Source organism: Sphingosinicellaceae bacterium (assembly GCA_019285715.1).
Taxonomy (GTDB): Bacteria; Pseudomonadota; Alphaproteobacteria; order Sphingomonadales; family Sphingomonadaceae; genus Glacieibacterium.
On sequence record CP079108.1, the window covers coordinates 3284447 to 3305965 of the forward strand.

The 21519-nt window shown below is 69.6% G+C and carries 16 protein-coding genes; 6 read left to right on the forward strand and 10 right to left on the reverse strand.

The genetic code is table 11. The annotated features are described in order from the left end of the window. Positions 1-66 precede the first annotated feature (66 nt). The gene (locus tag KX816_15030; GenBank protein QXQ05535.1) at positions 67-450 is read left to right on the forward strand and encodes a glycosyltransferase; all 384 of its coding nucleotides are present in this window, start codon (positions 67-69) and stop codon (positions 448-450) included. Next, complete coding sequence (locus KX816_15035) at positions 447-1400, forward strand: GDP-mannose 4,6-dehydratase (protein QXQ05536.1); 954 nt, start codon at positions 447-449, stop codon at positions 1398-1400. The genes KX816_15030 and KX816_15035 overlap by 4 nt, the downstream gene beginning before the upstream one ends. Here the strand turns inward: KX816_15035 and KX816_15040 are convergent. The 4 genes from KX816_15040 to KX816_15055 all read right to left on the reverse strand — a co-directional run bounded on the left by KX816_15040 (position 1397) and on the right by KX816_15055 (position 4713). Next, positions 1397-3271, reverse strand: coding sequence for an AI-2E family transporter (locus tag KX816_15040; GenBank protein ID QXQ05537.1), 1875 nt, complete (start codon positions 3269-3271; stop codon positions 1397-1399). The genes KX816_15035 and KX816_15040 overlap by 4 nt on opposite strands. Before the next feature lie 66 nt (positions 3272-3337). After that, positions 3338-3991 carry a hypothetical protein gene (locus tag KX816_15045; protein ID QXQ05538.1) on the reverse strand — a complete coding sequence of 218 codons (654 nt, stop codon included), beginning with the start codon at positions 3989-3991 and terminating at the stop codon, positions 3338-3340. A 39-nt stretch (positions 3992-4030) separates the two neighbouring features. Next, on the reverse strand, positions 4031-4339 hold the full coding sequence (locus tag KX816_15050) for a hypothetical protein (GenBank protein ID QXQ05539.1): 309 nt from the start codon (positions 4337-4339) through the stop codon (positions 4031-4033). Between the two features lie 104 nt (positions 4340-4443). Then, positions 4444-4713, reverse strand: a complete 270-nt coding sequence (locus tag KX816_15055) for a GlsB/YeaQ/YmgE family stress response membrane protein (protein ID QXQ05540.1) — start codon at positions 4711-4713, stop codon at positions 4444-4446. A gap of 182 nt (positions 4714-4895) precedes the next feature. Here KX816_15055 and KX816_15060 point away from each other — a divergent pair, with 182 nt between their 5' ends. Beyond that, complete coding sequence (locus tag KX816_15060; protein QXQ05541.1) at positions 4896-6392, forward strand: PAS domain S-box protein; 1497 nt, start codon at positions 4896-4898, stop codon at positions 6390-6392. 55 nt (positions 6393-6447) lie between these two features. Here KX816_15060 and KX816_15065 read toward each other — a convergent pair whose 3' ends face one another. Both KX816_15065 and KX816_15070 read right to left on the reverse strand, forming a co-directional pair. Next, positions 6448-7170: a phosphatase PAP2 family protein gene (locus KX816_15065; GenBank protein QXQ05542.1), complete on the reverse strand. Its 723-nt coding sequence runs from the start codon at positions 7168-7170 to the stop codon at positions 6448-6450. A gap of 45 nt (positions 7171-7215) precedes the next feature. After that, the gene (locus KX816_15070; protein ID QXQ05543.1) at positions 7216-9246 is read right to left on the reverse strand and encodes a hypothetical protein; all 2031 of its coding nucleotides are present in this window, start codon (positions 9244-9246) and stop codon (positions 7216-7218) included. Positions 9247-9434: 188 nt separating this feature from the next. Here KX816_15070 and KX816_15075 point away from each other — a divergent pair, with 188 nt between their 5' ends. From KX816_15075 to KX816_15085, 3 genes are read left to right on the forward strand one after another with little or no spacing between them, the layout of a single operon-like run. Next, positions 9435-10025 carry a sigma-70 family RNA polymerase sigma factor gene (locus tag KX816_15075; protein ID QXQ05544.1) on the forward strand — a complete coding sequence of 197 codons (591 nt, stop codon included), beginning with the start codon at positions 9435-9437 and terminating at the stop codon, positions 10023-10025. Continuing rightward, positions 10012-10977: a FecR domain-containing protein gene (locus tag KX816_15080; GenBank protein ID QXQ05545.1), complete on the forward strand. Its 966-nt coding sequence runs from the start codon at positions 10012-10014 to the stop codon at positions 10975-10977. The genes KX816_15075 and KX816_15080 overlap by 14 nt, the downstream gene beginning before the upstream one ends. 58 nt (positions 10978-11035) lie before the next feature. Continuing rightward, positions 11036-13312 (forward strand): TonB-dependent receptor, encoded by a 2277-nt coding sequence (locus KX816_15085; protein ID QXQ08605.1) that lies wholly within the window; start codon positions 11036-11038, stop codon positions 13310-13312. Here the strand turns inward: KX816_15085 and KX816_15090 are convergent. The 4 genes from KX816_15090 to KX816_15105 all read right to left on the reverse strand — a co-directional run bounded on the left by KX816_15090 (position 13309) and on the right by KX816_15105 (position 21494). Further along, positions 13309-14520 (reverse strand): hypothetical protein, encoded by a 1212-nt coding sequence (locus KX816_15090; protein ID QXQ05546.1) that lies wholly within the window; start codon positions 14518-14520, stop codon positions 13309-13311. The genes KX816_15085 and KX816_15090 overlap by 4 nt on opposite strands. 54 nt (positions 14521-14574) lie before the next feature. Continuing rightward, positions 14575-16551, reverse strand: coding sequence for an acetate--CoA ligase (acs, locus tag KX816_15095; GenBank protein ID QXQ05547.1), 1977 nt, complete (start codon positions 16549-16551; stop codon positions 14575-14577). A gap of 141 nt (positions 16552-16692) precedes the next feature. Next, the gene (locus KX816_15100; protein QXQ05548.1) at positions 16693-19155 is read right to left on the reverse strand and encodes an exo 1,3/1,4-beta-D-glucan glucohydrolase; all 2463 of its coding nucleotides are present in this window, start codon (positions 19153-19155) and stop codon (positions 16693-16695) included. After that, positions 19152-21494 carry a beta-glucosidase gene (locus KX816_15105; GenBank protein QXQ08606.1) on the reverse strand — a complete coding sequence of 781 codons (2343 nt, stop codon included), beginning with the start codon at positions 21492-21494 and terminating at the stop codon, positions 19152-19154. Before KX816_15105 ends, KX816_15100 begins: the two co-directional genes overlap by 4 nt. Positions 21495-21519: the final 25 nt, after the last annotated feature.

Here is a 21519-nt window from a genome sequence, read left to right on the forward strand (position 1 = left end):
GCCGGGGGCGGCGTCGTTGCCAGCGATTGCGGGGTCGGTTAATCCCGGCGCCATGCCCGTTCCCAAGTGCCGCAGCAGTTCCCTTTCGTGAAAATCGCCTTCGATCACCAGACCTTCGCCTCGCAGGTGCATGGCGGCGTCTCGCGCGATGCCGCGGCCTTCATCTACCCGTCGCTGTACGAGGGCTTTGGCATCCCGCCACTCGAGGCGATGGCCGCCGGTACGCCGGTCGTCGCGGTCGATGCCGGTTCGGTGCCAGAGGTCTGCGGCGATGCCGTCGCCTACGCGCCGCCCGGCGACGTCGAAGCGCTCCGCATCGCGATCGAGTGCGTTGTCGGCTCCCCCACGTTGACCGCCAGCCTCGTCGCCGCCGGCCACGCCCGCCTCGGGCTTTTCTCGTGGGCGCGCTGCGCCGCCGAGACTGCGACCATCTATCGGAACTTGCTGTGAAGACTGCGCTCGTCTGCGGCATCGGCGGGCAGGACGGCGGCTATCTGGCGGCGCTGCTGCTGGAGCGCGGCTACCGCGTCGTCGGCACCTCGCGCGATGCCCATATGAATCCGTTCCGCCAGCTCGAGGCGCTCGGCATCCGCGACCGCGTCACCCTGATGTCGATGGCCCCCGACGACTACCGCAGCGTCATCACCGCGGTCACCCGTGCCGAGCCCGACGAGATCTACGCGCTGGCGGGCCAGTCCTCGGTCGGCCTGTCGTTCGAGTTGCCCGCTGAGACCCTGACCAGCGCAGTCTTCGGGGTCCTCAACATGCTGGAAGCGATCCGCCACACCGGCCGCCCGATCCGCCTGTATCATGCCAGCTCCAGCGAGGCCTTCGGCGACCTCGCCGGCATTCCGGCTACCGAGACCACCCCGTTCCGCCCGCGCAGCCCCTACGGCGTCGCCAAGGCCTCCGCGCACATGCTCGTCGCCAACTACCGCGAGGCCTATGGGTTGTTCGCCTGCAACGGCATCCTGTTCAACCACGAGTCGCCCGCCCGGCCGCAGCGCTTCGTCACCGCCAAGATCGCCGCTGCCGCCCGGCGGATCGCGACCGGTAGCACCGCACCGCTCAACCTCGGAAGGCTGGACATCGTGCGCGACTGGGGCTGGGCACCGGAGTTCGTCGAGGCGATGTGGCTGATGCTCCAGCAGGATGTTGCGGACGATTACATCGTCGCCACCGGCCAGTCGCATTCGCTGGAAGAGTTCGTCGCCGCGGCGTTCGCGGCGGTCGGGCTCGACTGGCGGGCGCACGTCGTCATCGACGCCGGCCTCGGCCGCCCGACGGATCTCGGCTGGAGCGGTGCCGACCCCGGCCACGCGCTTGCCCGCCTCGGCTGGCAAGCGCGCACGACGATGCCCGAGGTGGCACGCCGAATGGTCCTCGACACGCTCGTCTAGGCGGGAACGCGCGCCCCCGAGCGGATCGCTGTGCACAGGTCGGCGAGCGAGGCGATCGGGGTAAACTCGCCCTCGGTCGCCGGGCCGCCGGTCTCGCCGCCGCGCTGGACGCCGAGCAGCACCGCGACGCCGGGGAACTGCTCCTGCATCCGCATCACCAGCGGCTGGATGCGCGCCGCACCGCGCCGGTCGAACAGCCCGAGGATGCAGACGGTCTCGGCACTGCCCGGATCGAGCGCCGACGCGTCACCGTCCGGCAGGCGTTCGCGCGATTGCTCGTGGACCGTGCATCCGGCCCGGCGCAGCAGTTGCGCGACCATGACGTTGACGGCGGTGTCGAGCGGCCCGCGTCCCGGAACGCAGACGACGTTGTTGCCGCCAAGATCGGCGCAGGTGTCGAGGCCACCGCTGCTTCGCGCCGACGGTGCCAGCGCCTTGCCCTCGTTAGTGCCGTCGTCGTGATCGGCAAGTGCGGCCAGCACCTCCAGCGTCGATTCGCAGACGGCGTGCATCGCGGAGCGCTGGACCGCGCCCCGGTCGACGTCGGCGGCAGCCAGCCGGAGAGCGCCGAGTACGACCTCGTCGTAATAAGCCGCCAGTGTCGTCGTCTCGAGCAGCACCTCCGCCAGGTCGACAGCCTCGTCGGGGTGGCCCGCGAGGATGCGTTGGTAGAACGTCTCCGCCGGCGACAGCGCCGGGCGGTCACCGAGCAAGATGTCGAACACCGCGAATGCCGGGATGTGGCGGCCAAGGACCACGAGCGTCAGCGTCAGCGGCATCGAGAGCACAAGCCCGACAGGCCCCCAGATCCAGGTCCAGAACAGCGCCGCGACGACCACCGACACCGGCGACAGCCCGGTCGAGTGGCCGTACAGCAATGGCTCCACGACATAGCCGGTCAGCGGCTCCAGCACGACGAACAGCAGCGCGACGTAGATCATCAGGTCCCAGCCGGGATCGACCGCGGCGGCCAGCGCCAGCGGTCCGACCGCGGCGATGACGCTGCCGACATACGGCACGAAGCGCAGCAGCCCGGCAAGAATGCCCCACAGGCCGGGCGCGGGTACGTCGAGCATGAATAGCCCGCCCCAGACGACTGCGCCGAAGCCGCAGTTGACCGCGAACTGTGACAGGAAATAGCGGCTCAGGCGCTTCGCCCCATCGTCGAGTGCGACCGTCGTGCGGTGCAGGTCGGCGGCCCCCATCAGGCGGATCATGCGGTCGCGCAAATCCTCTTTCTGGAACAAGATGAAGATCGTCACGATCAGCACGATCAGCGTGGTTTCGAGCGGCGCGAGCACCGGCAGGACGAAGGTCTTCAACTCCTGGACGGCGCTCGGCGCGGCCGGCTGGATCTCGACCGGCAGCGCGCCACTCGCGGTCGGGCGTGGCAGCGCGGTGCGGCGGCGGGTCGTGGTGGTCGTGACGGTACGGGTCCGCGTGCCGTCACGGGTCAGGAACTCGAAGCGCTCGGTCAGGCCGGAACGGACGTCATGCACCTTCTCGGTGATCCGCTGGGCATATGCCGGTGCGTCCTTGCTCAGCGTCGCGGCCTGGCTGACGATAACCGCGCTGACGACGCCAAAGCCACCGAGCGCGAGCAGTACGGCGAACAACACGGCGGGCGCTCGCGGCAGCCCGATGCGGCGGAACAGCCCGGCGATCGGCGCGAGCAGGAAGGACACCAGCCCCGCCAAGATGATCGGAATCAGGACCGACTTGCCAAAATACAGGGCTGCGGTGGCGAGTGCCGCGATCAGCCACGGCACCAACGGCTCGAGACCGGTCGCAGGCCGCACCCGCAACGCGGTTGCGGGCTTCAGGGTCTCCAAGGGAATGCCGTCATCGTCATGGCCAGTTCCCTCAGGCATTCAAACTGTTGTCGGAGCGTAACGCACGGGCGGTCGGGAAGACCCGGCCGCCCGCGCATCACCGCCTTAGTAGCCGGTACCGGTGCGACGGGTGTCGACGTCGGTGCTGCTGTAGGCAGGCGCGTTCTCGTCGAAGCGCGACCAGCCGCCGGCGCGGTAGTCGGCACCGCGCGCTGTCGCGTCGGTGGCGTTGTAACGCTGGAACACCGCCTCGACCTGCGGGACGAGATTGTCGGCGACGCGGGCGCTGACCAAGGTGCCGCCACGGCGGACGCCCTCCGAGTAAACGTTCGCGTCTTCGTCGCTGTGGCCGGCGTTCTTGAGCGCGCCGACGATACCGCCGGTGGCCGCACCGCCCGCTGCGCCGATGCCGGCACCGGTCACGGTCGCGGCAAGCCAGCCCGCAGCGACGATCGGCCCGAGGCCGGGAATCGCGAGTAGGCCGAGGCCGGCGAGCAGTCCGCCGACGCCGCCGAGGACGGCACCCGTCGAGACACCACGATTGACATCGCCGTGGTCGTTGACGTCGTCGATACCGTGGTCGTGGCCGGTGTGATCGTGGCCGGCGTGAGCATCGGGGACGGTGCCCGTGGTGGCATCGTCGCCACGGTTGCCGAGGATGCTGAGGTCGTCGCGGGCGATACCGAGGGTGCCGAGTTCGTCGATCGCGCGGGTGGCGTCGCTATAGCTGTCGAACAGGCGCGTGATGGTCTGGGTCATGATATCTCTCCTGAAATCAATAATTTGAGTAAAGCGAGATCAGTTGGTGACGACGTTGCCCTTGTAGTCGAGCCCAACCTGGACCGACGCGCCGCCCTTGGTCGCGCTGCCGCGCCAGACACCGTTCGCATCCTTCGTCAGGGGACCGACGCCGGTGTAGCCGGCCTTGGTCAGGCGGCTGCGCGCCTGGCTCTCGGTAAAGGAGTTGCGGCCCTCGGCGGCCATGCTGGCCTGCGCCGGGCTGCTGTCCTTGATCGCCGGATTGTGGTCGGTGGTGGTGCTGGTCTTGGCTGCCGCGCCGCTCGCGACGAGGACGGCCGCGGTCGCGGCTATGATGATGTGCTTCATGGGATTTACCTCCAAGGCTTGAGTATTTGCGCCGTTGCGGGTCTCGTCGCCCGCTGCGGCGCGCGGGTAACGGGCGGCACCCGATGTGGTGCCGCCCGAAAGCTTCAGCGCGCGGTGCCGCGGCGAAACAGGTTGACGATCGCCAGCAGGATGATCGCACCGACCAGCGACACCAGGATCGACTGCAGGTTGAAGCCGCCGTCCGTGATCGGTAGGCCGCCGACCAATGGGGTCACCAGGAAGCCCGCAAGCATGGCACCGACGATGCCGACGACGACGTTCAGGAAGATGCCCTGCTGCGCGTCGGTGCGCATGATCAGGCTGGCGATCCAGCCGAGAATGCCGCCGACGATCAGAAGAATGATGATGTTCAATGAAGTGCCTTCCTGTTGGACCCGCCGTGACGGGCGAGCCAGCAGAACCAGCGCGACTATCATTGGTTCATCCGTCACGTTTCCGAGGGCCGATAGGGTTGGTGCGCGGCTACCGCGCGAACTGGTAGTTCCGCATCACCGGCTTTTGGAACCGCGAGGGTGCGCCGGGCGCTGATACCGTCATGAACGCCTCACCCCATCGCCGGGCGACCGGCCCGTCCAGACGCCGGATTCCCGGCCCGACACTCAGCCACCTCGAGCAGTTGATCGACGCGTTGATCGCCGGGGTCATCCTGATCGACCCGACCGGGGTCATCCTCAGCGCCAACCCTGCCGCGCTCAAGATGCACGGCGTCGCTAAGGTCGAGGACCTCGGCGTGACCGCCGACGACTACGTCCAGCGCTTCGTCCTGCGCTACCGCAACAACCATCGGCTGGCGCGGCGCGAATACCCGCTGATGCGCCTGCTTGCCGGCGAGAGCTTCCCGGACCTGGTGGTCGAGGTTGCGCCGCTTGGGCAGAATGAGCCGCGCTGGGTCCACCAGGTCCGGGACGTGGCCATGGACGACGACGGCGGCGACCCCGACTGCCTCGCGCTGGTGATCCACGATGTCTCCGCGCGCTATGACGCAGAGGCACGCTTCGAGGCGATGTTCCAGGCCAACCCGGCCCCGGCTGTGATCATCCGCGTCGCCGACCAGCGCTTCCTGCGCATAAACCAGGGTTTTATCGACTTGAGCGGTTTCGCCCGCGACGACCTGGTCGGCAAAAGCCTGTTCGAGCTCGACATCTTCGCGGGCGTCGAGCGTCGCGACTTCGTCCGCGGGCGCGTCGCGGCGGGCGAGACCGTGCCCCAGCTGGAGGCCGAGCTGCCGGTCGCGGGCGGCGGTACTCGGCTCGTGCTGCTCGCGGGCCAGCCGATCGAGGTCGCCGACGAGCCCTGCCTTTTATTCACCTTCGCCGACCTCGAGCCGCGCCGCCGCGCCGAACGCGACCGCGACGACAACGAGGCGCACTTCGCGAGCGTCTTCCAGATCGCCCCGATCGGCATGGTCGTCACGCAAGGCACCGACTACCGCATCATCGAGGTCAACGACGCCTTCCGCCGCCTCACGGGCTACACCGATGCGCAGGCCGTCGGGCGGGTCGCCGACGACTTGCAGCTGTGGGGCGACGCCGCCCAGCGCCGCGGCGTCGAGGCCGAGATCGAGGCCGGTGGCGGGGTCCGGAACCACGACGTCCGCGTCCTCCACAAGGACGGCGAGCCGGTCGACTGCCTGCTCTCGGCGGAGCGCATCAGCCGCCGCGGCGAGCCCTGCGTGCTGTGGCTGTACCAGGACATCACCGCGCGCCGCCACAACGAGCTCGAACTGGTCGAGGCGATCGAGGCGGTGATGAAGGACGCCAACTGGTTCGGCCGCTCGATCATGGACAAGCTCGCGACGCTGCGCCGCCCGCCCACAAGCGGCGCCGCTGCCCCACCCCCGACTGACCTCAGCCGCCGCGAGCGCGAGGTCCTCGACCTCATCTGCCAGGGCCTCGACGACGCCGCGATCAGCGCGCGCCTGTCGCTGTCGCCGAACACCGTCCGCAACCATGTCGCGCGCCTGTACGCCAAGATCGGGGTCAACCGCCGGGGCGCCGCGATTCTGTGGGCGCGGCAGCGTGGACTGCACTGACAGGGGCACCTGAGACCACGACCGCCGATTGCCATGCTGGCGAAGGTGCCGCGCCCTACCCCCGCGGCACCGCCTCGATCTGCTCGGCCTGCTGGAGCTTCAGCGCCGCCGTCCAGCACAATGTCGCCCACGCCGCCCCGACCAGCCAGCCCGCCAGCACGTCCGAAGGGTAATGCACCCCCAGGAACACCCGCGACACGCCGATCATCGCGGTCAGCGCGATCGCCAGCCCGCGCAGATACAGCCGCACCCGCCGCTCAGACACGGTCCGCGTCAGGATCAGCGCGATGGTCAGGTAGATGATCGCCGAGTTCATCGCGTGACCGCTCGGGAAGCTCAGGCTCGACACTTCGACGAGATGCGGCACGATCTCCGGTCGCGGCCGCCCAAGCCACTGCTTGAGCCAGGTGCCGAGCATTGCTCCCGAGACCGACGCCGCGAACAGGAACAGCGCGGTCCGGTATTTCCTCGCCGCGATCAAATAGCCGGTGGCTATTACGGTCACCAGCGTCAGCACCGTCTGGCCACCGAGCGCGGTGATGTCGACGACGACCGCCTTGAACCACCGCGGTCCGATCAGCACGCTCAGGTCCTCAGGGGTCCGTAACGCCAGCAGCAGCCAGCGGTCGAAGCCGAAGCTCTCGCCTTCGCGGACCTCCGACGCCAGCCGCGCGAACACGAACAACGCCAGCGCGACCAGGGCAAAGACGACGATCGAGCCGACCTCGCGGCGCGCCACGGTTGCGGTGATCGGCGTCGGTTCAGGGGTTAGCGGCATCGAAGTCCTGTTTCAGGTCAGGCGCGTCTTGTCACGGCCGACGTGTCACTGCTGCTGGCCCGGCATATTGTCCTTGTGCTTGCGGTCGCCGTGATTGCCCCGGTCCCCAGTCGGCTGGTCCTTTGCTGCCTGCTGCGCCTTGGCACGCTGAGCCTCCTGCTGGTGCTGGGCTTGCTGACGCTGGGCTTCCTGCTGCTGTTGCTGGCGCTGCGCTTCCTGCGCATGCTGGGTCTGCTGGCGTTGCGCCTCGCCCGCTGCTTTGGCCTGCTCGCGCTGTTGCGCCGCCGCGGCTTGCGCCTGCTGTTTTGCGGCATCTGCGCGCTGCCGGTCCACCTCCTGAGCCTGCTGATGCTGGGCGGCTTGCTGCTGGCGCTGGGTATCCTGCAGCTGACGTTGCGCGTCCCGCTGCTGCTGGGCGGCCGCTGCCGATTTGGCCTGCGCCTCGGCACGCTGCTTGCTCGCGTCTTGAGCCTGCTGCTGACGCTGGGTGTCCTGCTGCTGGCGCTGGGCGAGCGCGGCACTGCGCTGCTGCGCTGCCGCGGCCCGCTCCTGATCCTGCACGGCGCGGCTGGCAGCCAACCGCTGGGCGCTCGCGGCATCGGCGGCCGCATAGCGCGCCTTGGCATCGGCCTCGTGCTGCGCGACGTTAGCGGCGTGCGCCGCCTGCGCCTGCTGTTGGCGCGCCGCTGCGGCCTGGTCACGGGCCGCGACCGCTTGCTGGCGCTGTGCGGTTTCAGCCTGCTGGCGCTGGGCTAGCCCCTGCTGGCGTCGCGTTTCGGCCTGTTGGCGCTGGGCCGCTGCAGCCTGCGGGCGCTGCGCGTCGGTCGCCGCAAGGCGCGCGCGCTCGGCGTCGGCACCCCGGCGCTGAGCGTCGGCTGCGGCTTGCTGACGCTGCGCCTCGGCTGCAGCCTGCTGGCGCTGAACATCCGCGGCGGCTTGGCGACGTTGGGCATCGCTAGCCCCCTGCGCCTGTGCGATCTGCGCCGAGCGGGCGGCTGCCTGCCGTGCCTCCTGCGCTTGCCGGTCGGCCGTTATCTGCTGGTCACGGAAACGCTGGTCATCGACCGGACGCGGGCGGTTCTGCCCGTTGTACCCGCTCTGGCCGTTGTATCCGTTCTGTCCGTTATACCCGTTCTGGCCACTGTAGCCGTTCTGCCCATTTTGGCCGTTGTAGTCGTTCTGGCCGTTGCTTCCGTCCCGCCCATCGCGACCACGATCACCGCCGCCATGATTCCGGCTCAGTACGACCGCCGCAAGCCCGGCAGCGGCGACCGCAGCATAAGCCGTGCGTCGGTCGCGTTCGGGCTGCCACTCACGGCCGCCCTCGTTCTGGTAACTGTCGTACGACGACTGCCACTCGGCATCCCGGGCGCGCGCCGCGTCCCAGGCCTGCTGGCGCTCGATCTCGGCACCGCGGCGCGCCTGCCAGTCGGCGGCATAGGCGGCCTGGCGGCGCTCGTATTGCGCGGCGCGGTACAAGGCGCGGGCGCGGTCGAGGTAGCGCGCCGCAGCATCGGCCCGCTGACGGGCGTAAGCATCGTCGAGCAGCGCGCCATCGGGACCATAGACCCCGACCAGCTCGCCGCCGTCATAGGCATAGCCGCCGTCCGGATCGCTGACGTAGAACGGCTGGTCCGCACCGGGCTGGTAATAATAGTCGCGCTGGCCCCGTGGCAGCCGCTCAACTACGCGGTAGGCGCCGTTGTCGGCGCGCCACACCCACGGCCGCGTGCCCTGATAGTCGACGGTATAGTCCGGCGGCGAGTTTCCGAACGCAGCGCCCAGCGCGTAGGCGCGGTCGGCGTAGCGGTAGCGCTCCTTGCGCGGCTTGGCGGCAACGCGGATGGCCTGTGTCGGCGGCGGCAGGGCGGCCGCCAGCGGCGCTGCCGCAGCAGGCGCGGGCGGCGTCGCGGTGGCGAGCGGCAGGGCGGCGATCGGCGCGGCGCTGACCGGCTCGCCGGTGGTCGCGGCCGGCTGCGTCGTCGGCACCGCCTTGTCGCAGGCACTCAAAGCCAGCGCACCGAGCGCGGCACCGAATGCAAAACGGGAAGCGGTCGATCGGGTCTTGGTCATCATGGCCATCCAAACGGTGCTGTGGTCGTAATCCCGCAATTGCGCCGGCACTGGTGAACCCGCCACGAACCGCAGGTTGGCTGGCGTTCAGGCGATTATCGTCGCAGGGCCCGGTTCCGCGCTTACGGATTTGCCCTCCCCCCGGCGCTCCAATAGAAGCTCCGCGATGACCGGTGGAAACCTGTAAGACCATGAGTGCGAGCGGCCACGGCAGCGCGGGCGATCAGGACAGCGGCCTCGGGGCGGTGTTCATGGCCAACCGCGCCGGTCTCGGCCGCTTCCTGCGCGCCCGCGGCGGTGGCGAGGACACCGACGACCTGCTCCAGGAATTGTGGCTGAAGGCGTCGCGCGGGACGACCGGACCGATCGCGTCGCCGCTGTCGTATCTGTATCGCATGGCCAATAACCTGATGCTCGACCGGCGCCGGACCACGGTTCGCGACATGCGCCGCGACCTGCAATGGGGCGATGCGGTCGACCTCGGCGAGGTCTCGGCGGCACCGTCCGCGGACCGCGTCCTCGGCGCGCGCCAGCGGCTCGAGATCGCCGACCGCGCCCTCGATGCGCTGGGCGAGCGCACCGCGACGATCTTTCGCCGCTTCCGCATCGACGAGGTCGGGCAGCGCGAAATCGCCGCCGAGCAGGGCATCAGCCTGAGCGCCGTCGAGAAGCACCTGCAGCGCGCCTACCGCGCCATGGCCGAGGCGCAGCGCGCGCTCGATGCGGAACCGCCCATACCGCACCGTCCTGATCAGCATGGGGTGCGTAGTGGAACGGCTTGAGGACATGGAGGAGGCGGCTACTCGCTGGGTGATCGCGCTGCGTGACCCCGGGTTCACGGACTGGGAGGCCTTCACCGGCTGGCTCGAGGCCGACCCGCGCCACAACGCCGCCTACGAGATCCTCGCTGCCGCGGATGCCGATGCGGCCGCCACGCTGACGGCAGCTCCTGCGGTGGTAGCTCCCGTGGTCGTGCCAATCGGGCGCCCCGTTCTCCGTAGACCTCCGCTCAGCGCGCGCCGGACGTGGCTCGGCTGGTCGATCGCCGCGTCGCTTGCGGTCGTTGCCGGTGTCCTGGGCGTCCAGCGCTTCACTCCCGCGACCCCGCTGACGGTGATCGCCACCGCGGCGGGCGAGCACCGCAGCCTGTTCCTGCCGGACGGCACCCGGGTCGACTTGAACGGCGGCACCAGGCTTGCCTTCGACACCGCGACGCCGCGCGAAATCCGCTTCGATGCCGGAGAGGCGTTGTTCAGCGTCCGCCACGACGCGGCGAAACCGTTCACCGTGACCACCGCCAACGGCGTCGTCCAGGACGTCGGCACGGTGTTCAACCTGGCGCGCACTGGCGACCGCACCGAGATCGCGGTCGCGGAAGGCAGCGTGATGTACAACCCGGCTGCCGAGAAATTGCTCGTTGCCGCCGGCAGTACGCTCGCGGTCGGCAGCCGCGCCGAATACGGCCACGTCGACGCCAAGAGCGTCGGTAGCTGGCGGCGCGGGCGTCTGGTCTATCACGGCGCGACCGTCGCCAGGATCGCGGCTGACCTGTCGCGCAACATCGGGGAGCCGGTGACGCCGTCGCCCGAGGTCGCCCGCCAGTCGTTCAGCGGGGTTATCCTGCTCGACCGCGACCGCGCGCAGATGTTCGCCCGGCTCGGCGGCCTGCTCGACGTCGACGCGACCCACGGGGCGGCGGGCTGGTCCCTGACCGCACGCCGTGTTTCCAACTAGAGCGGCGATCGTCGCACTGGTGTCGTGCGGGCTGGCCGGTCAGGCGGCGGCCGCGACGATGCGCTTCGAACTCCCGGCCGGCAGCCTTGGCGCGGCACTCGTCGCGCTCGGCACCCAGGCCGGTATCGGCATCGGCGTTTCCGATCCGGCGCTGGCGGCGCTGCCGGTGCGGGGTTGGAGCGGGAGCGCTACCGCTGCGGGTGCTCTCGGACACCTGCTGCAGGGCCTGCCCGCCCGCGCCATCGCGATCGACGGGCAGACCTGGCGGATCGTGCCGCGCGCCCCGCCTCGCCCGGCGCTGCGCCGCGCCGCGCCGACCCTCACCGACACCGGCCCGGCACCGGACCTCGGCGAGATCATCATCACTGCCAGCAAGCGCGAAACGCCGCTCGACACTTACCCCGGCACAGCCTTCGTCATCGGCGGCGCGGCCCTCGACGCCAACCCCCACGGCGGCAGCGACCGAGTGGTCGCCGCGCTCCCGGCGCTCAGCTCGACCCACCTCGGCCCCGGACGCAACAAATTGTTCATCCGCGGCGTCGCCGACTCGAGCTTCAACGGCCCGACGCAGGCCACCGTCGGGCAATATCTCGGCGACGTCCGCCTGACCTACTCGGCCCCCGACCCCAACCTCGAGTTGGTCGACGTGTCGGCGGTGGAGGTTCTCGAAGGGCCGCAGGGCACACTCTACGGCGCCGGCTCGATCGGTGGCATCCTGCGCATCGTGCCCGAGCCGGTGCAGCTCGACACCATCGCGGGCAGCCTCGCGGTCGGGGCAGCGACGACCGCCCACGGCGACCCCAGCGGCGATGGCTCGGCGGTGCTCAACCTGCCGCTGGTTAACGGCGTCCTCGGCATCCGCGCGGTCGCCTACGGCGCTATCGACGGCGGCTATATCGACGACCTTGAGCGTGGCCGCCGCAACGTCAACCGCAACACTACTCGCGGCGCGCGCCTCGCCGTGCGCTACGAGCCCGGTGAGTGGACCATTGATGCGGGCGGCGTTGTCCAGGACATCAACAGCGAAGACGGCCAGTACGCCGAGCGCGGCCTGCCCCGCCTGACCCGCCGCACCGCGCTCGCCCAGCCCTTCGACAACGACTACCGCCTCGGGCAGTTCGTGATTTCGCGGTCGTGGGGCAAAACCAAGCTCGTCTCCGCCAGCGGCATTGTCGACCACGACGTTACTGCCAGCTACGACTTCACCCCGACCGGCGGCCCGCTGACGATCTTCACCCAGGACAACCGGATACTGCTGCTGTCGAACGAGACCCGGCTGTCGCACACCGGCAGCGACGGGCAGGGCTGGCTGATCGGCGCCAGCTTCATCCGCAACGACGAGCGCCTGACCCGCAACCTCGGGCCGGTCGAGGCACCCGTCCGCATCATCGGCGTGCGCAACATCGTCAACGAGGGTGCGGCCTACGGTGAGGGCACCGTCGGACTGGGGCACCGACTGTTGCTGACCGTCGGCGGCCGGGTCAGCTACGACCGGCTGGTCGGCAAGACACTCGACCGCATCGCCGACAACGACTTCGAGTCCGGCCGCACCGAACTCCGCTTCCTGCCCTCGGCGGCGCTGGCGTGGCGGCCACTGGACGGCCTGCTGGTATTCGCGCGCTACCAGCAGGGCTTCCGGCCCGGCGGGGTGTCGGTGGCAACCGGTGGCGTGACCGGCGGCAACGAGGTCCAGCGCTTCCTCGCCGACCGCATCCAGACTGCCGAGACCGGGCTGCGCTACGATCCCGACGACCGCAACTGGAACCTCGCCGCGACCCTGTCCTACGCGCGCTGGCGGTCGATCCAGGCCGATCTCGTCGACACCTCGGGCCTACCGTATTCGACCAACATTGGCACCGGCAGGATTTTTGGCCTCGAACTTCACGGCAGCTGGCAACCTGTGCCGTCGCTGCGGCTGGAGGCGGCGCTGTTCAGCAACGACACCCGCCTCGTCAGCCCCGACACCAGCAACGGCGCAGCCCCCGGCGACCAGCTCCCCAACATCGCCGAACTCGGCAGCCGCGCCGCGGTGCACTGGACGCGGGCGCTCTCGGGCGACACGAAACTGCTCGTCGATGCCAGCGCGCGCTACGTCGGTCGCTCGCGCCTCGGCGTCGGCCCGACCCTCGATATCCCGCAGGGGCGCTACCTCGACACCGCCGCCAGCCTGCGCCTCGAACGCGGGCGCTACGGGGTATCGCTGCTGGCGACCAACCTGTTCGACACCGCCGGTAACCGCTTTGCCTTCGGCGACCCGTTCGGAGTCACCAGCCGACTGCAGGAAACCCCGCTGCAGCCGCGCACCTTCCGCCTCGGCCTCGACGCGCGGTTCTAGCCGTAGGCGGCGATCGGCACCGCCTCAGGCACCGGCGCGACTGGCCACGTCAGCCCTGCGACCCCCGCCACGGCCCGCGCCGCGCGCTCCGACGACGGCTCGTCGGTGAGGTCGAAGCTGCGCGCGAACATCGCCTCCTGCACCGGGCGATAGGCGGCACGGTGGATGCCGCGCGCGGTGGCCAGCGCGAGGCCGAGCTCGCCGACGGTGTCGATCACCGGCCCGGCGTCCCAGTGCGCGTAATTCGGGTCGCCGGCCCAGTCGACGTGGTGGCTGTTGAGGAACACGCAGGGCCGCGGTCGGCGCAGGAACTCATAGACCTGGCTGCTCGCGTCGCCGAGGTAAATGTCGGCCCGGTCGGTGTAGGCCATCGTCGTCGAGGCGCGGCTGCCGAGGTCGATGTGGATATTCGGCGCGCGCAGGAACCGCGGCTCGATCGCGCCCGCCCGGTCGAGCCGAAGCGGGTCGACAGTCAGCACGAAGCGCCGCTCGAACAGCATGCAGTGCGGCGCGAAGATTAGCTGGTAGCCGTCGTTCGCGGCGAACCAGTCGAGCACCGCGCGCCCGTCGCGGTACCACGACGACAGCGCCGGCGAGACGTGCGGATTGTACAGCACCACCGGCCGTTCGTCGTCGAGCAGGGGATGGGGCGGAGCATGGCCCCGGCAGGCGTCGAACTTCGGATAGCCGACGACCGACACCCGCGCCGGGTCGAGGTGCGCCTCGCCGAGCAGCCGCTCGCGGACCTTGTCGCCCGAGCACAGGACATGGTCGAAGCCGGCGCTGGCCTTGTCGAAGCCGATGGCGCGGTCGCCGGCGCCGTGGCGGGTATGGACGATCTTGAGCGCATCGAGGCCGTAGCGCGACTTCAGGACCAGCGAGGTCTTCTCGGCGACGACAAGTACGTCGAGGCTGCGGAAGAAATCCAGGTTGTCACCGTAGACCAGCAGCTTGGTCGCCGGCACGACGCTTTCGAGCAGCGCCGCCGCGACCTTGGCGCGGGTGGACTTCAGGAACAACTCGACGAGGCGAATGCGCCCCGTGATCTGCTTGCCGCCGAGCCGGACGACTTCCGCCGTCAGCCGCGGGTTGGTCGTCGCGACGATGATCTCGATGCCGAGGTCGGCACGCGCCAGCGCCAGCGCGATCGGCAGGCTGTGCGCGACCTGGTGGAGCTGGTCGTGATTGAACAGGAACCCGATCCGCATAACCCGAGGACGCCGCGGCGGCTATGAAGCCGCACCGGGGGCAAAGGCGCGGCGCTAGCCCGCTGCCCCCGCCCGGTTCGCGACCAGGTCCGCGACCACCGAAGGGTCCGCCAGCGTCGAGATGTCCCCCAGCGCGTCGACCTGGTTCTCGGCGATCTTGCGCAGGATGCGCCGCATGATCTTGCCCGAGCGCGTCTTGGGCAGGCCCGGCGCAAACTGGATCACGTCGGGCGCGGCGATCGGCCCGATCTCGTGGCGCACCCACTTGACCAGCTCGGCCCGCAGCGCCTCGTCGCCGGTCTCGCCGGCGTTGAGCGTGACATAGGCGTAGATACCCTGGCCCTTGATATCGTGGGGAAAACCGACGACGGCGGCCTCGGCGACCTTGTGGTGGAGGACGAGTGCGCTCTCGACCTCGGCCGACCCCATGCGGTGCCCGCTGACGTTGATGACGTCGTCGACCCGGCCGGTTATCCAGTAATCGCCGTCGACGTCCCGCCGCGCCCCGTCGCCGGTAAAATACTTGCCCGGGTAGGTCGTGAAATAGGTCTCGAAGAACCGCGCATGGTCGCCGTAGACCGTCCGCATCTGTCCCGGCCACGAGTCAGCCAGCACGAGGTTGCCCTCGGTCGCGCCCTCCAGCACCTTGCCCTCGGCGTCGACGATCTCTGGCTGGACCCCAAAGAACGGCTTCATCGCCGAACCCGGCTTGAGCGCGTGCGCGCCCGGCAGCGGCGTGATCATCGCGCCCCCGGTCTCGGTCTGCCACCAGGTGTCCACGATCGGGCAGCGGCCCTCGCCGACGATCTCGTGATACCAGCGCCACGCCTCCGGGTTGATCGGCTCGCCGACCGTGCCGAGCAGCTTCAGCGACTTGCGCGACGTCCGCGTCACCGGCTCGTCGCCCTCGCGCATCAGGGCGCGGAGCGCGGTCGGCGCGGTGAAAATGGTCGTCACTTGGTGCCGGTCGACGATCTCCCAGATCCGCGACGCGGTCGGCCAGTTCGGCACGCCCTCGAACATCAGCACCGTCGCGCCGTTCGCCAGCGGGCCGTACACGACATAGCTATGCCCGGTCACCCAGCCGACGTCGGCGGTGCACCAGAACACCTCGCCGGGCCGATAGTCGAAGACGATCTCATGAGTCATCGCGGCGTACAGCAGATAGCCGCCGCCGGTGTGCAGAACGCCCTTGGGCTTGCCGGTCGAGCCGCTCGTATAAAGGATGAACAGCGGGTCCTCGGCCCCCATCGGCTCGGGCTCGCAGTCGGCCGAATTCGAGGTCGCGGCGCTGGCGTAATCCACATCGCGCCCCGCCACCATCGGCACCTTGGTCCCCGTATGAGCGACGACCAGCACCGTCTCGACCGACGTGCACTGCAGCAGCGCCTCGTCCACGTTGGCCTTGAGCGGTACCGCCTTGCCCGCCCGCATGCCCTCGTCGGCGGTGATCACCAGCCGCGAGTCGCAATCCTGGATGCGCCCCGCAATCGCGTCTGCCGAGAAACCGCCGAATACCACCGAATGGATCGCGCCGATCCGTGCGCAGGCCAGCATCGCCACTGCTGCCTCCGGGATCATCGGCAGGTAGATCGTTACCCGGTCGCCCTTCTTGACGCCGTAGGACTTGAGCACGTTGGCCATGCGGCAGACATCGTGATGGAGTTCGCGGTAGCTGATCCGGCGCTGGTTCGACGGGTTGTCGCCCTCCCAGATGATCGCGATTTCCTCGCCGCGCGCCGCGAGATGCCGGTCGAGGCAGTTGGCCGAGACGTTGAGCACGCCGTCGCTGAACCATTCGATGCGGAAGTCGTCGGCCTCGAACGACACGTCGCGGACGCGGGTGGCGGGCTTGATCCAGTCGAGCCGTTTCGCCTGCTCGCCCCAGAACCTGGCGCTGTCGTCGCGCGCGGCTGCGTACATGCGGTCATAGCCGGCGGCATCGACCTTGGCGCGGGCCGCCCACTCGGCGGGGACCGGGTAGCTAGCGGGGGCGGCGGTCGGATCGGCGGCGGCGGTCGCGGTGGTCATGGCGGTGCTCCCCAAGAGCGAATGTCTTGCGGGGATGCACCCGGCGGGGAGTGCGGACAAGCCGTTCTTAGGTCGTAGCGATGTGAGCGCCTGCCCCTTCCCCCTCGTCATCCCCGCCGATGACGGGAAAGGATCGCCCCCCTACCGCGCGCACGCCGTCATCGGCACGCCCACATAATCGAGCTTGATCTCCGATATCGCCACCGCCCCGCCGCTCGCCGCGACCACGAACGGCGACGCCAGCTTCGTCATGTCGACACCCAGCTTGCCGAAGCACTGGAGGGGGATCACCACGCTGGTCCACGCGCCCGGCTTCGCTGCCGCCAGCGTCGCCGCGACCGAAATCGCGCCGCGCTTGCCCGCGGTGTCGACCATCGCCAGCGTCACCGGCCCGGTGAACGGAGCATCGACCCGGAGCTGGACCGTGACGCTAAGCTCGCCGTTGGTTTCGCGGCCGAGATCGAGCGGCTGCGGCGGCGTCAAGCGGAGCTCCGCCGGGCCGATCCAGGTGAAGCGGCGCGCGTCTTCCTGCGCCAGCCGGTCGATCGACGCTGCGGTCAGCCTGCCGCCATCGCCCAGCGACGTCGTCCACCCGGTCGGCAACTTGCCCTTGCCGAAGAACGTCCCTGCCGCGCCGCTGTCGAGCCCGGCCGGGCGCGTCTCGTCGAGTTGCGGCACCCGCCCCGGCTTGGCGTAGCTCAGCCCGTAGCCGAAGGCGAACAGCGGGTCGTAAGGCTTGTCGCGGCGGTTGAGGACGTACTGGTCGGGGCGTTTCGGCCACGAGAAACTCAGTCTGCCGCGGAAGTCGTGGTCGACGCTGCCGTCCGTCTTGCGGAACAACACGCCCGCGACCGCAGCCCCTTCGCTGCCCGGCAGGAAGGCGGCGACGAAGGCATCGGAGGCGTTCAGCTCGGCGTTGACCCACAACGGCCGGCCCGACAGGAACACCGCGACGACCGGGATGCCCGCGGCCTTGAGCTTGCGCAGCAGCGCGAGGTCGGACTTGTCGCCGGGGCTGTATTCGAGGTTGGGGATGTCACCCTTGAACTCGGCGTAGGGCTTCTCGCCGAACACCACGATGGCGGCGGCGGGTTTCGCGGTGAAGCTGCCGTCGGGAGACAGCGTCGCGTGGCCGCCGGCGGCGGCGACGGTCGACTGGATGCCGCTCCAGATCGAGTGGCCGTTAGGGAAGTCGCTGTTCGGCAGGTCCGCGCCCTGCCAAGTCAGCGACCAGCCGCCGGCCTGCTGGGACAGGCTGTCGGCACCCTTGCCGGCGACCAGGAACTCGGCTTTCGGCGCGAGCGGCAGCACACCCTCGTTCTTCAGCAGCACCAGCGACTCGCGCACCGCCGTCTGCGCTACGGCGCGGTGCTCGGCCGCACCGATTAGCTCCATCTTTCCAGCGAGTTGCCGCGACGATGGTCGCCCCCGCTCGAAGGTGCCGGCGCGCAGCTTGACCCGCAGGATGCGCCGTACCGCATCATCGAGCCGAGCCGCCGGAATGGTGCCATTACGGGCTTCAAACAGCGTATTGGCGTAAAGTTTCTGCCAATCGGGGCCCGAATACATGAACATGTCGAGCCCGGCGTTGATCGCGGCGGGGCAGTCCTCGTTGCTGCAGCCGGTGACCTGGCCGTGGCTGTTCCAATCGCCGACGACGAAGCCGTCGAAGTGCATCCGGTCCTTGAGGACACCGGTCAGCATGCTGGCGTTGCCGCTCATCTTGGCGCCGTTCCAGCTCGAGAACGACGCCATCACCGACTGGGTGCCCGCCGCGATCGCTGCCGGATAACCGCCGAGATGGACGTCGCGGAGTTCGGTCTCGGGGATGTGCGCGTCGCCCTGGTCGCGGCCAGAGGTGCCGCCGTCGCCTAGGAAGTGCTTGGTCGTCGCGATGACGTGGTCGGGGCCGAGGAAATCGGCGGCGCCGACCTTGCCCTGCAGCCCCTCGATCATCGCGGCGGCGTATTCGGCCTGGATCTGCGGCTCCTCCGAATAGCTCTCGTAGGTGCGGCCCCAGCGGTCGTCCTGCACAACCGCCAGCGTCGGTGCGAAGGTCCAGTCGAGGCCCGCGGCGGCGGTCTCGGCCGCAGTCACCCGCCCGATGTCGCGGAGCAACGCCGGGTCACGCGCCGCACCCAGCCCGATGTTGTGCGGAAACAGCGTCGCGCCGAAGATGTTGTTGTTGCCGTGGACCGCGTCGGTACCCCAGATCACCGGGATCTGCGGGCGGCCGTCGCTGCGCTTCATCGAGGCGTCGTAGAACCTGTCCGCAAGCTTCAGCCACTCGACCGGCGGCGCGATGACGTCGTTGTTGGGGTCCGAATTGCCGCCGTTGAGGACCGCTCCGATCTTGAAGGTCAGCAGGTCGGCGGGCGTGATGCTGGCGATGTCTACCTGGAGCAGCTGGCCGACCTTGTCCTCGATCGACATGCGCGCCAGCAATGCCTCGATCCGCGCCTCGACCTTGGGGTCGCGCAGCGGGCGCGCCGCGACGGTCGGCCACAGCGCCGGATGGGCCACAGGCGACAGCGGAGCGGGCGCGGTGCCGGGAAGCGCGGCGACGATCAGCAGCGCCGCACCGGCGCGCCAGGGCAATCTCACTTGGGCGCGCACCAAGGTTCTCCGGCCGCCAGCTGCTTCGCGTCGAGCTTAGCGACACCGCTCAGCACCGCGTCACCGGCATGACGCCCGACGCTCAGGCGGTAGCTTCCCGCCGCAAGCCGCCAGCCGTGCGCGGCGGCATCGAACCGCGCGATCGTACGCGGATCGACCGCGACCGTGACCCGGCGGGTCTCGCCGGGCGCCAGCGTGACGCGGCCCCAGCCAGCGAGGCGGCGCGTCGTGGTGCCGCCGCTGCCGGTCGCCTCGACATAGAGCTGCGGCACGTCGGTGCCCGCGACCTTGCCGGTGTTGGTGACGTCGAAGCTGACGCTCAGCGCCGCGCCGTCCGTAACCTTGAGGGCCTTGTAGCCGAAGCTCGTGTAAGTCAGCCCATAACCGAATGGGAACAACGGCTTGCGGTCCTTCAACTGGTACCAGCGGTAGCCGACGTCGGCGCCTTCCGGGTAATCGACCGGGAACGACGCGAGGCCGCTGTTCATGCCGAAGTCCTTGGACGTCGCGGCGGCGTCGATCTTCGCCAGTTCCGCCAGTCCGACGGCGACGGGGCGCGGGGCTTGCTTCGCGCTTTCGGGGAAGGTGATCGGCAGGCGGCCGCCCGGGTTGACGTCGCCGAGCACAATGCGCGCAATCGCCTCGCCGCCGCGCTGGCCGGGATACCAGGCCTCGATCACGGCGGGCACGTCAGCCAGCCACGGCATCGTCACAGGGCCGCCGGTCTCGAGCACGACGAGCGTCCGACGGTTACTCGCCGTGACCTTGGCAATCAGCGCATCCTGGTTGTCGGGCAGGTCGATGGTTGCGGTGTCCATCGCCTCGGTCTGCCACTGCGTCGCGAACACGACGACGAGGTCGGCACCCTTGGCGGCGGCCGCAGCGGCGGCAGGGTCGCGCCCGTCGATATAGCTGACCGTCGCGCCCGGCAGCAGCGCGCGGAATGCTTTGAGCGGCGACGACGCATGCCACGTGACGCGCGCAAACGACATCGCCGCGCCGGAGGTCAGCGGAATCTCGACCGGCGCACCGCCGACCGAGCGGACCTGCGACGAGCCGCCGCCCGACAGCACGCCGACATCGGCGTGGCCGCCGACGAGCAGGATCTTGCGCGCCGTCCTGGCCAACGGCAGCAGGCCGCCGTCGTTCTTGAGCAGGACGATGCCGGCCTCGGCGGTGCGCTGCGCGACCTTGGCGTGGGTCGCGTAGTCGATGCGTTGCGGCGCGGTCGGGGTCGGATCATCCATCAGCCCGCTGGCGATGACGCCGTAGAGGATGCGCTCGACCATGTCATCGAGGCGCTTCGCCGGGATCGCGCCGGAGGCCAGCGCCGTCTCGAAAGGCTTGGCGAAGAAGATCTGCTTGTCGAGTTCCTGGCCCGACTCCTGGTCGAGGCCGCTCATTGCTGCCTTGACGGTCGAGTGGACCGCGCCCCAGTCGGACATCACCCAGCCGCGGTAGCCCCAGTCGCGCTTCAACACGTCGTTGAGCAGCGGCGCGTTCTCGCAGGCATAATCGCCCGCGACCTTGTTGTAGGCGCACATTACAGAGCCGGGCTTGCCGTGCTCGATGGCGATCTGGAAGGCCAGCAGGTCGCTCTCGCGCAATGCCGCCGGATCGATGCGGGCGTCGAGCACCATGCGCCCGGTTTCCTGCGAGTTGAGCGCGAAGTGCTTGATCGTCGAGACGATGTGGTTGGACTCGACACCGCGGATCGCCGCGCCGGCCAACGTCCCCGCCAGCAGCGGGTCCTCGCCGAGATACTCGAAGTTGCGCCCGTTCCATGGGTCGCGGGTCAGGTTGACCCCGCCCGCAAGCAGGACGTTGAAGGTCTTGGCGCGCGCCTCCGCGCCGATCATCGCGCCGCCGGCGTAGGCGATCTCGGGGTCGAAGGTCGCGGCGGTGGCAAGGCCGGCGGGCAGCGCGGTGGCGACGTCGCCCTTGCGCTGCTCGATCTGGTTGGCGACACCGAGGCTGGCGTCGCTCTCCTTCAGGTTGGGGATGCCGAGCCGGGGGATGCCGGGGACATGCCCCGCCGACGGGATCATGCCGCCTGGCTTCGGCTCCTTGGCGAGCGGCGGGAAATAGCCGCGGATGAGCTGGAGCTTTTCGGCGCGGGTCATCGCCGCGACCAGTGCTTCGGCCCTCGCCTCGGGTGCCAGCGTCCGGTCCTGCCAGCGTAGCGTCAGCGCGGAGGCGGCGGTGCCGGCGAGAAGCAGTGTCAGCGCGAGCAGCGCGGCTCGCTTCGATCCGAAAAGTGGCGGCGACGCAGCACTGGGCTGCGCCGCCGCCGAGGACGATGATGCTACAAGGGGATAGTCGGACATCATCGCTCGAACCTCGGTTGGATGC

Coding starts and splice junctions, on each gene's coding strand:
- KX816_15040 (QXQ05537.1), bottom strand. CDS start 3,271: ATGCCTGAGGGAACTGGCCATGACGATGACGGCATTCCCTTGGAGACC.
- KX816_15045 (QXQ05538.1), bottom strand. CDS start 3,991: ATGACCCAGACCATCACGCGCCTGTTCGACAGCTATAGCGACGCCACC.
- KX816_15050 (QXQ05539.1), bottom strand. CDS start 4,339: ATGAAGCACATCATCATAGCCGCGACCGCGGCCGTCCTCGTCGCGAGC.
- KX816_15060 (QXQ05541.1), top strand. CDS start 4,896: ATGAACGCCTCACCCCATCGCCGGGCGACCGGCCCGTCCAGACGCCGG.
- KX816_15065 (QXQ05542.1), bottom strand. CDS start 7,170: ATGCCGCTAACCCCTGAACCGACGCCGATCACCGCAACCGTGGCGCGC.
- KX816_15070 (QXQ05543.1), bottom strand. CDS start 9,246: ATGATGACCAAGACCCGATCGACCGCTTCCCGTTTTGCATTCGGTGCC.
- KX816_15075 (QXQ05544.1), top strand. CDS start 9,435: ATGAGTGCGAGCGGCCACGGCAGCGCGGGCGATCAGGACAGCGGCCTC.
- KX816_15085 (QXQ08605.1), top strand. CDS start 11,036: ATGCGCTTCGAACTCCCGGCCGGCAGCCTTGGCGCGGCACTCGTCGCG.
- KX816_15090 (QXQ05546.1), bottom strand. CDS start 14,520: ATGCGGATCGGGTTCCTGTTCAATCACGACCAGCTCCACCAGGTCGCG.
- acs (QXQ05547.1), bottom strand. CDS start 16,551: ATGACCACCGCGACCGCCGCCGCCGATCCGACCGCCGCCCCCGCTAGC.
- KX816_15105 (QXQ08606.1), bottom strand. CDS start 21,494: ATGTCCGACTATCCCCTTGTAGCATCATCGTCCTCGGCGGCGGCGCAG.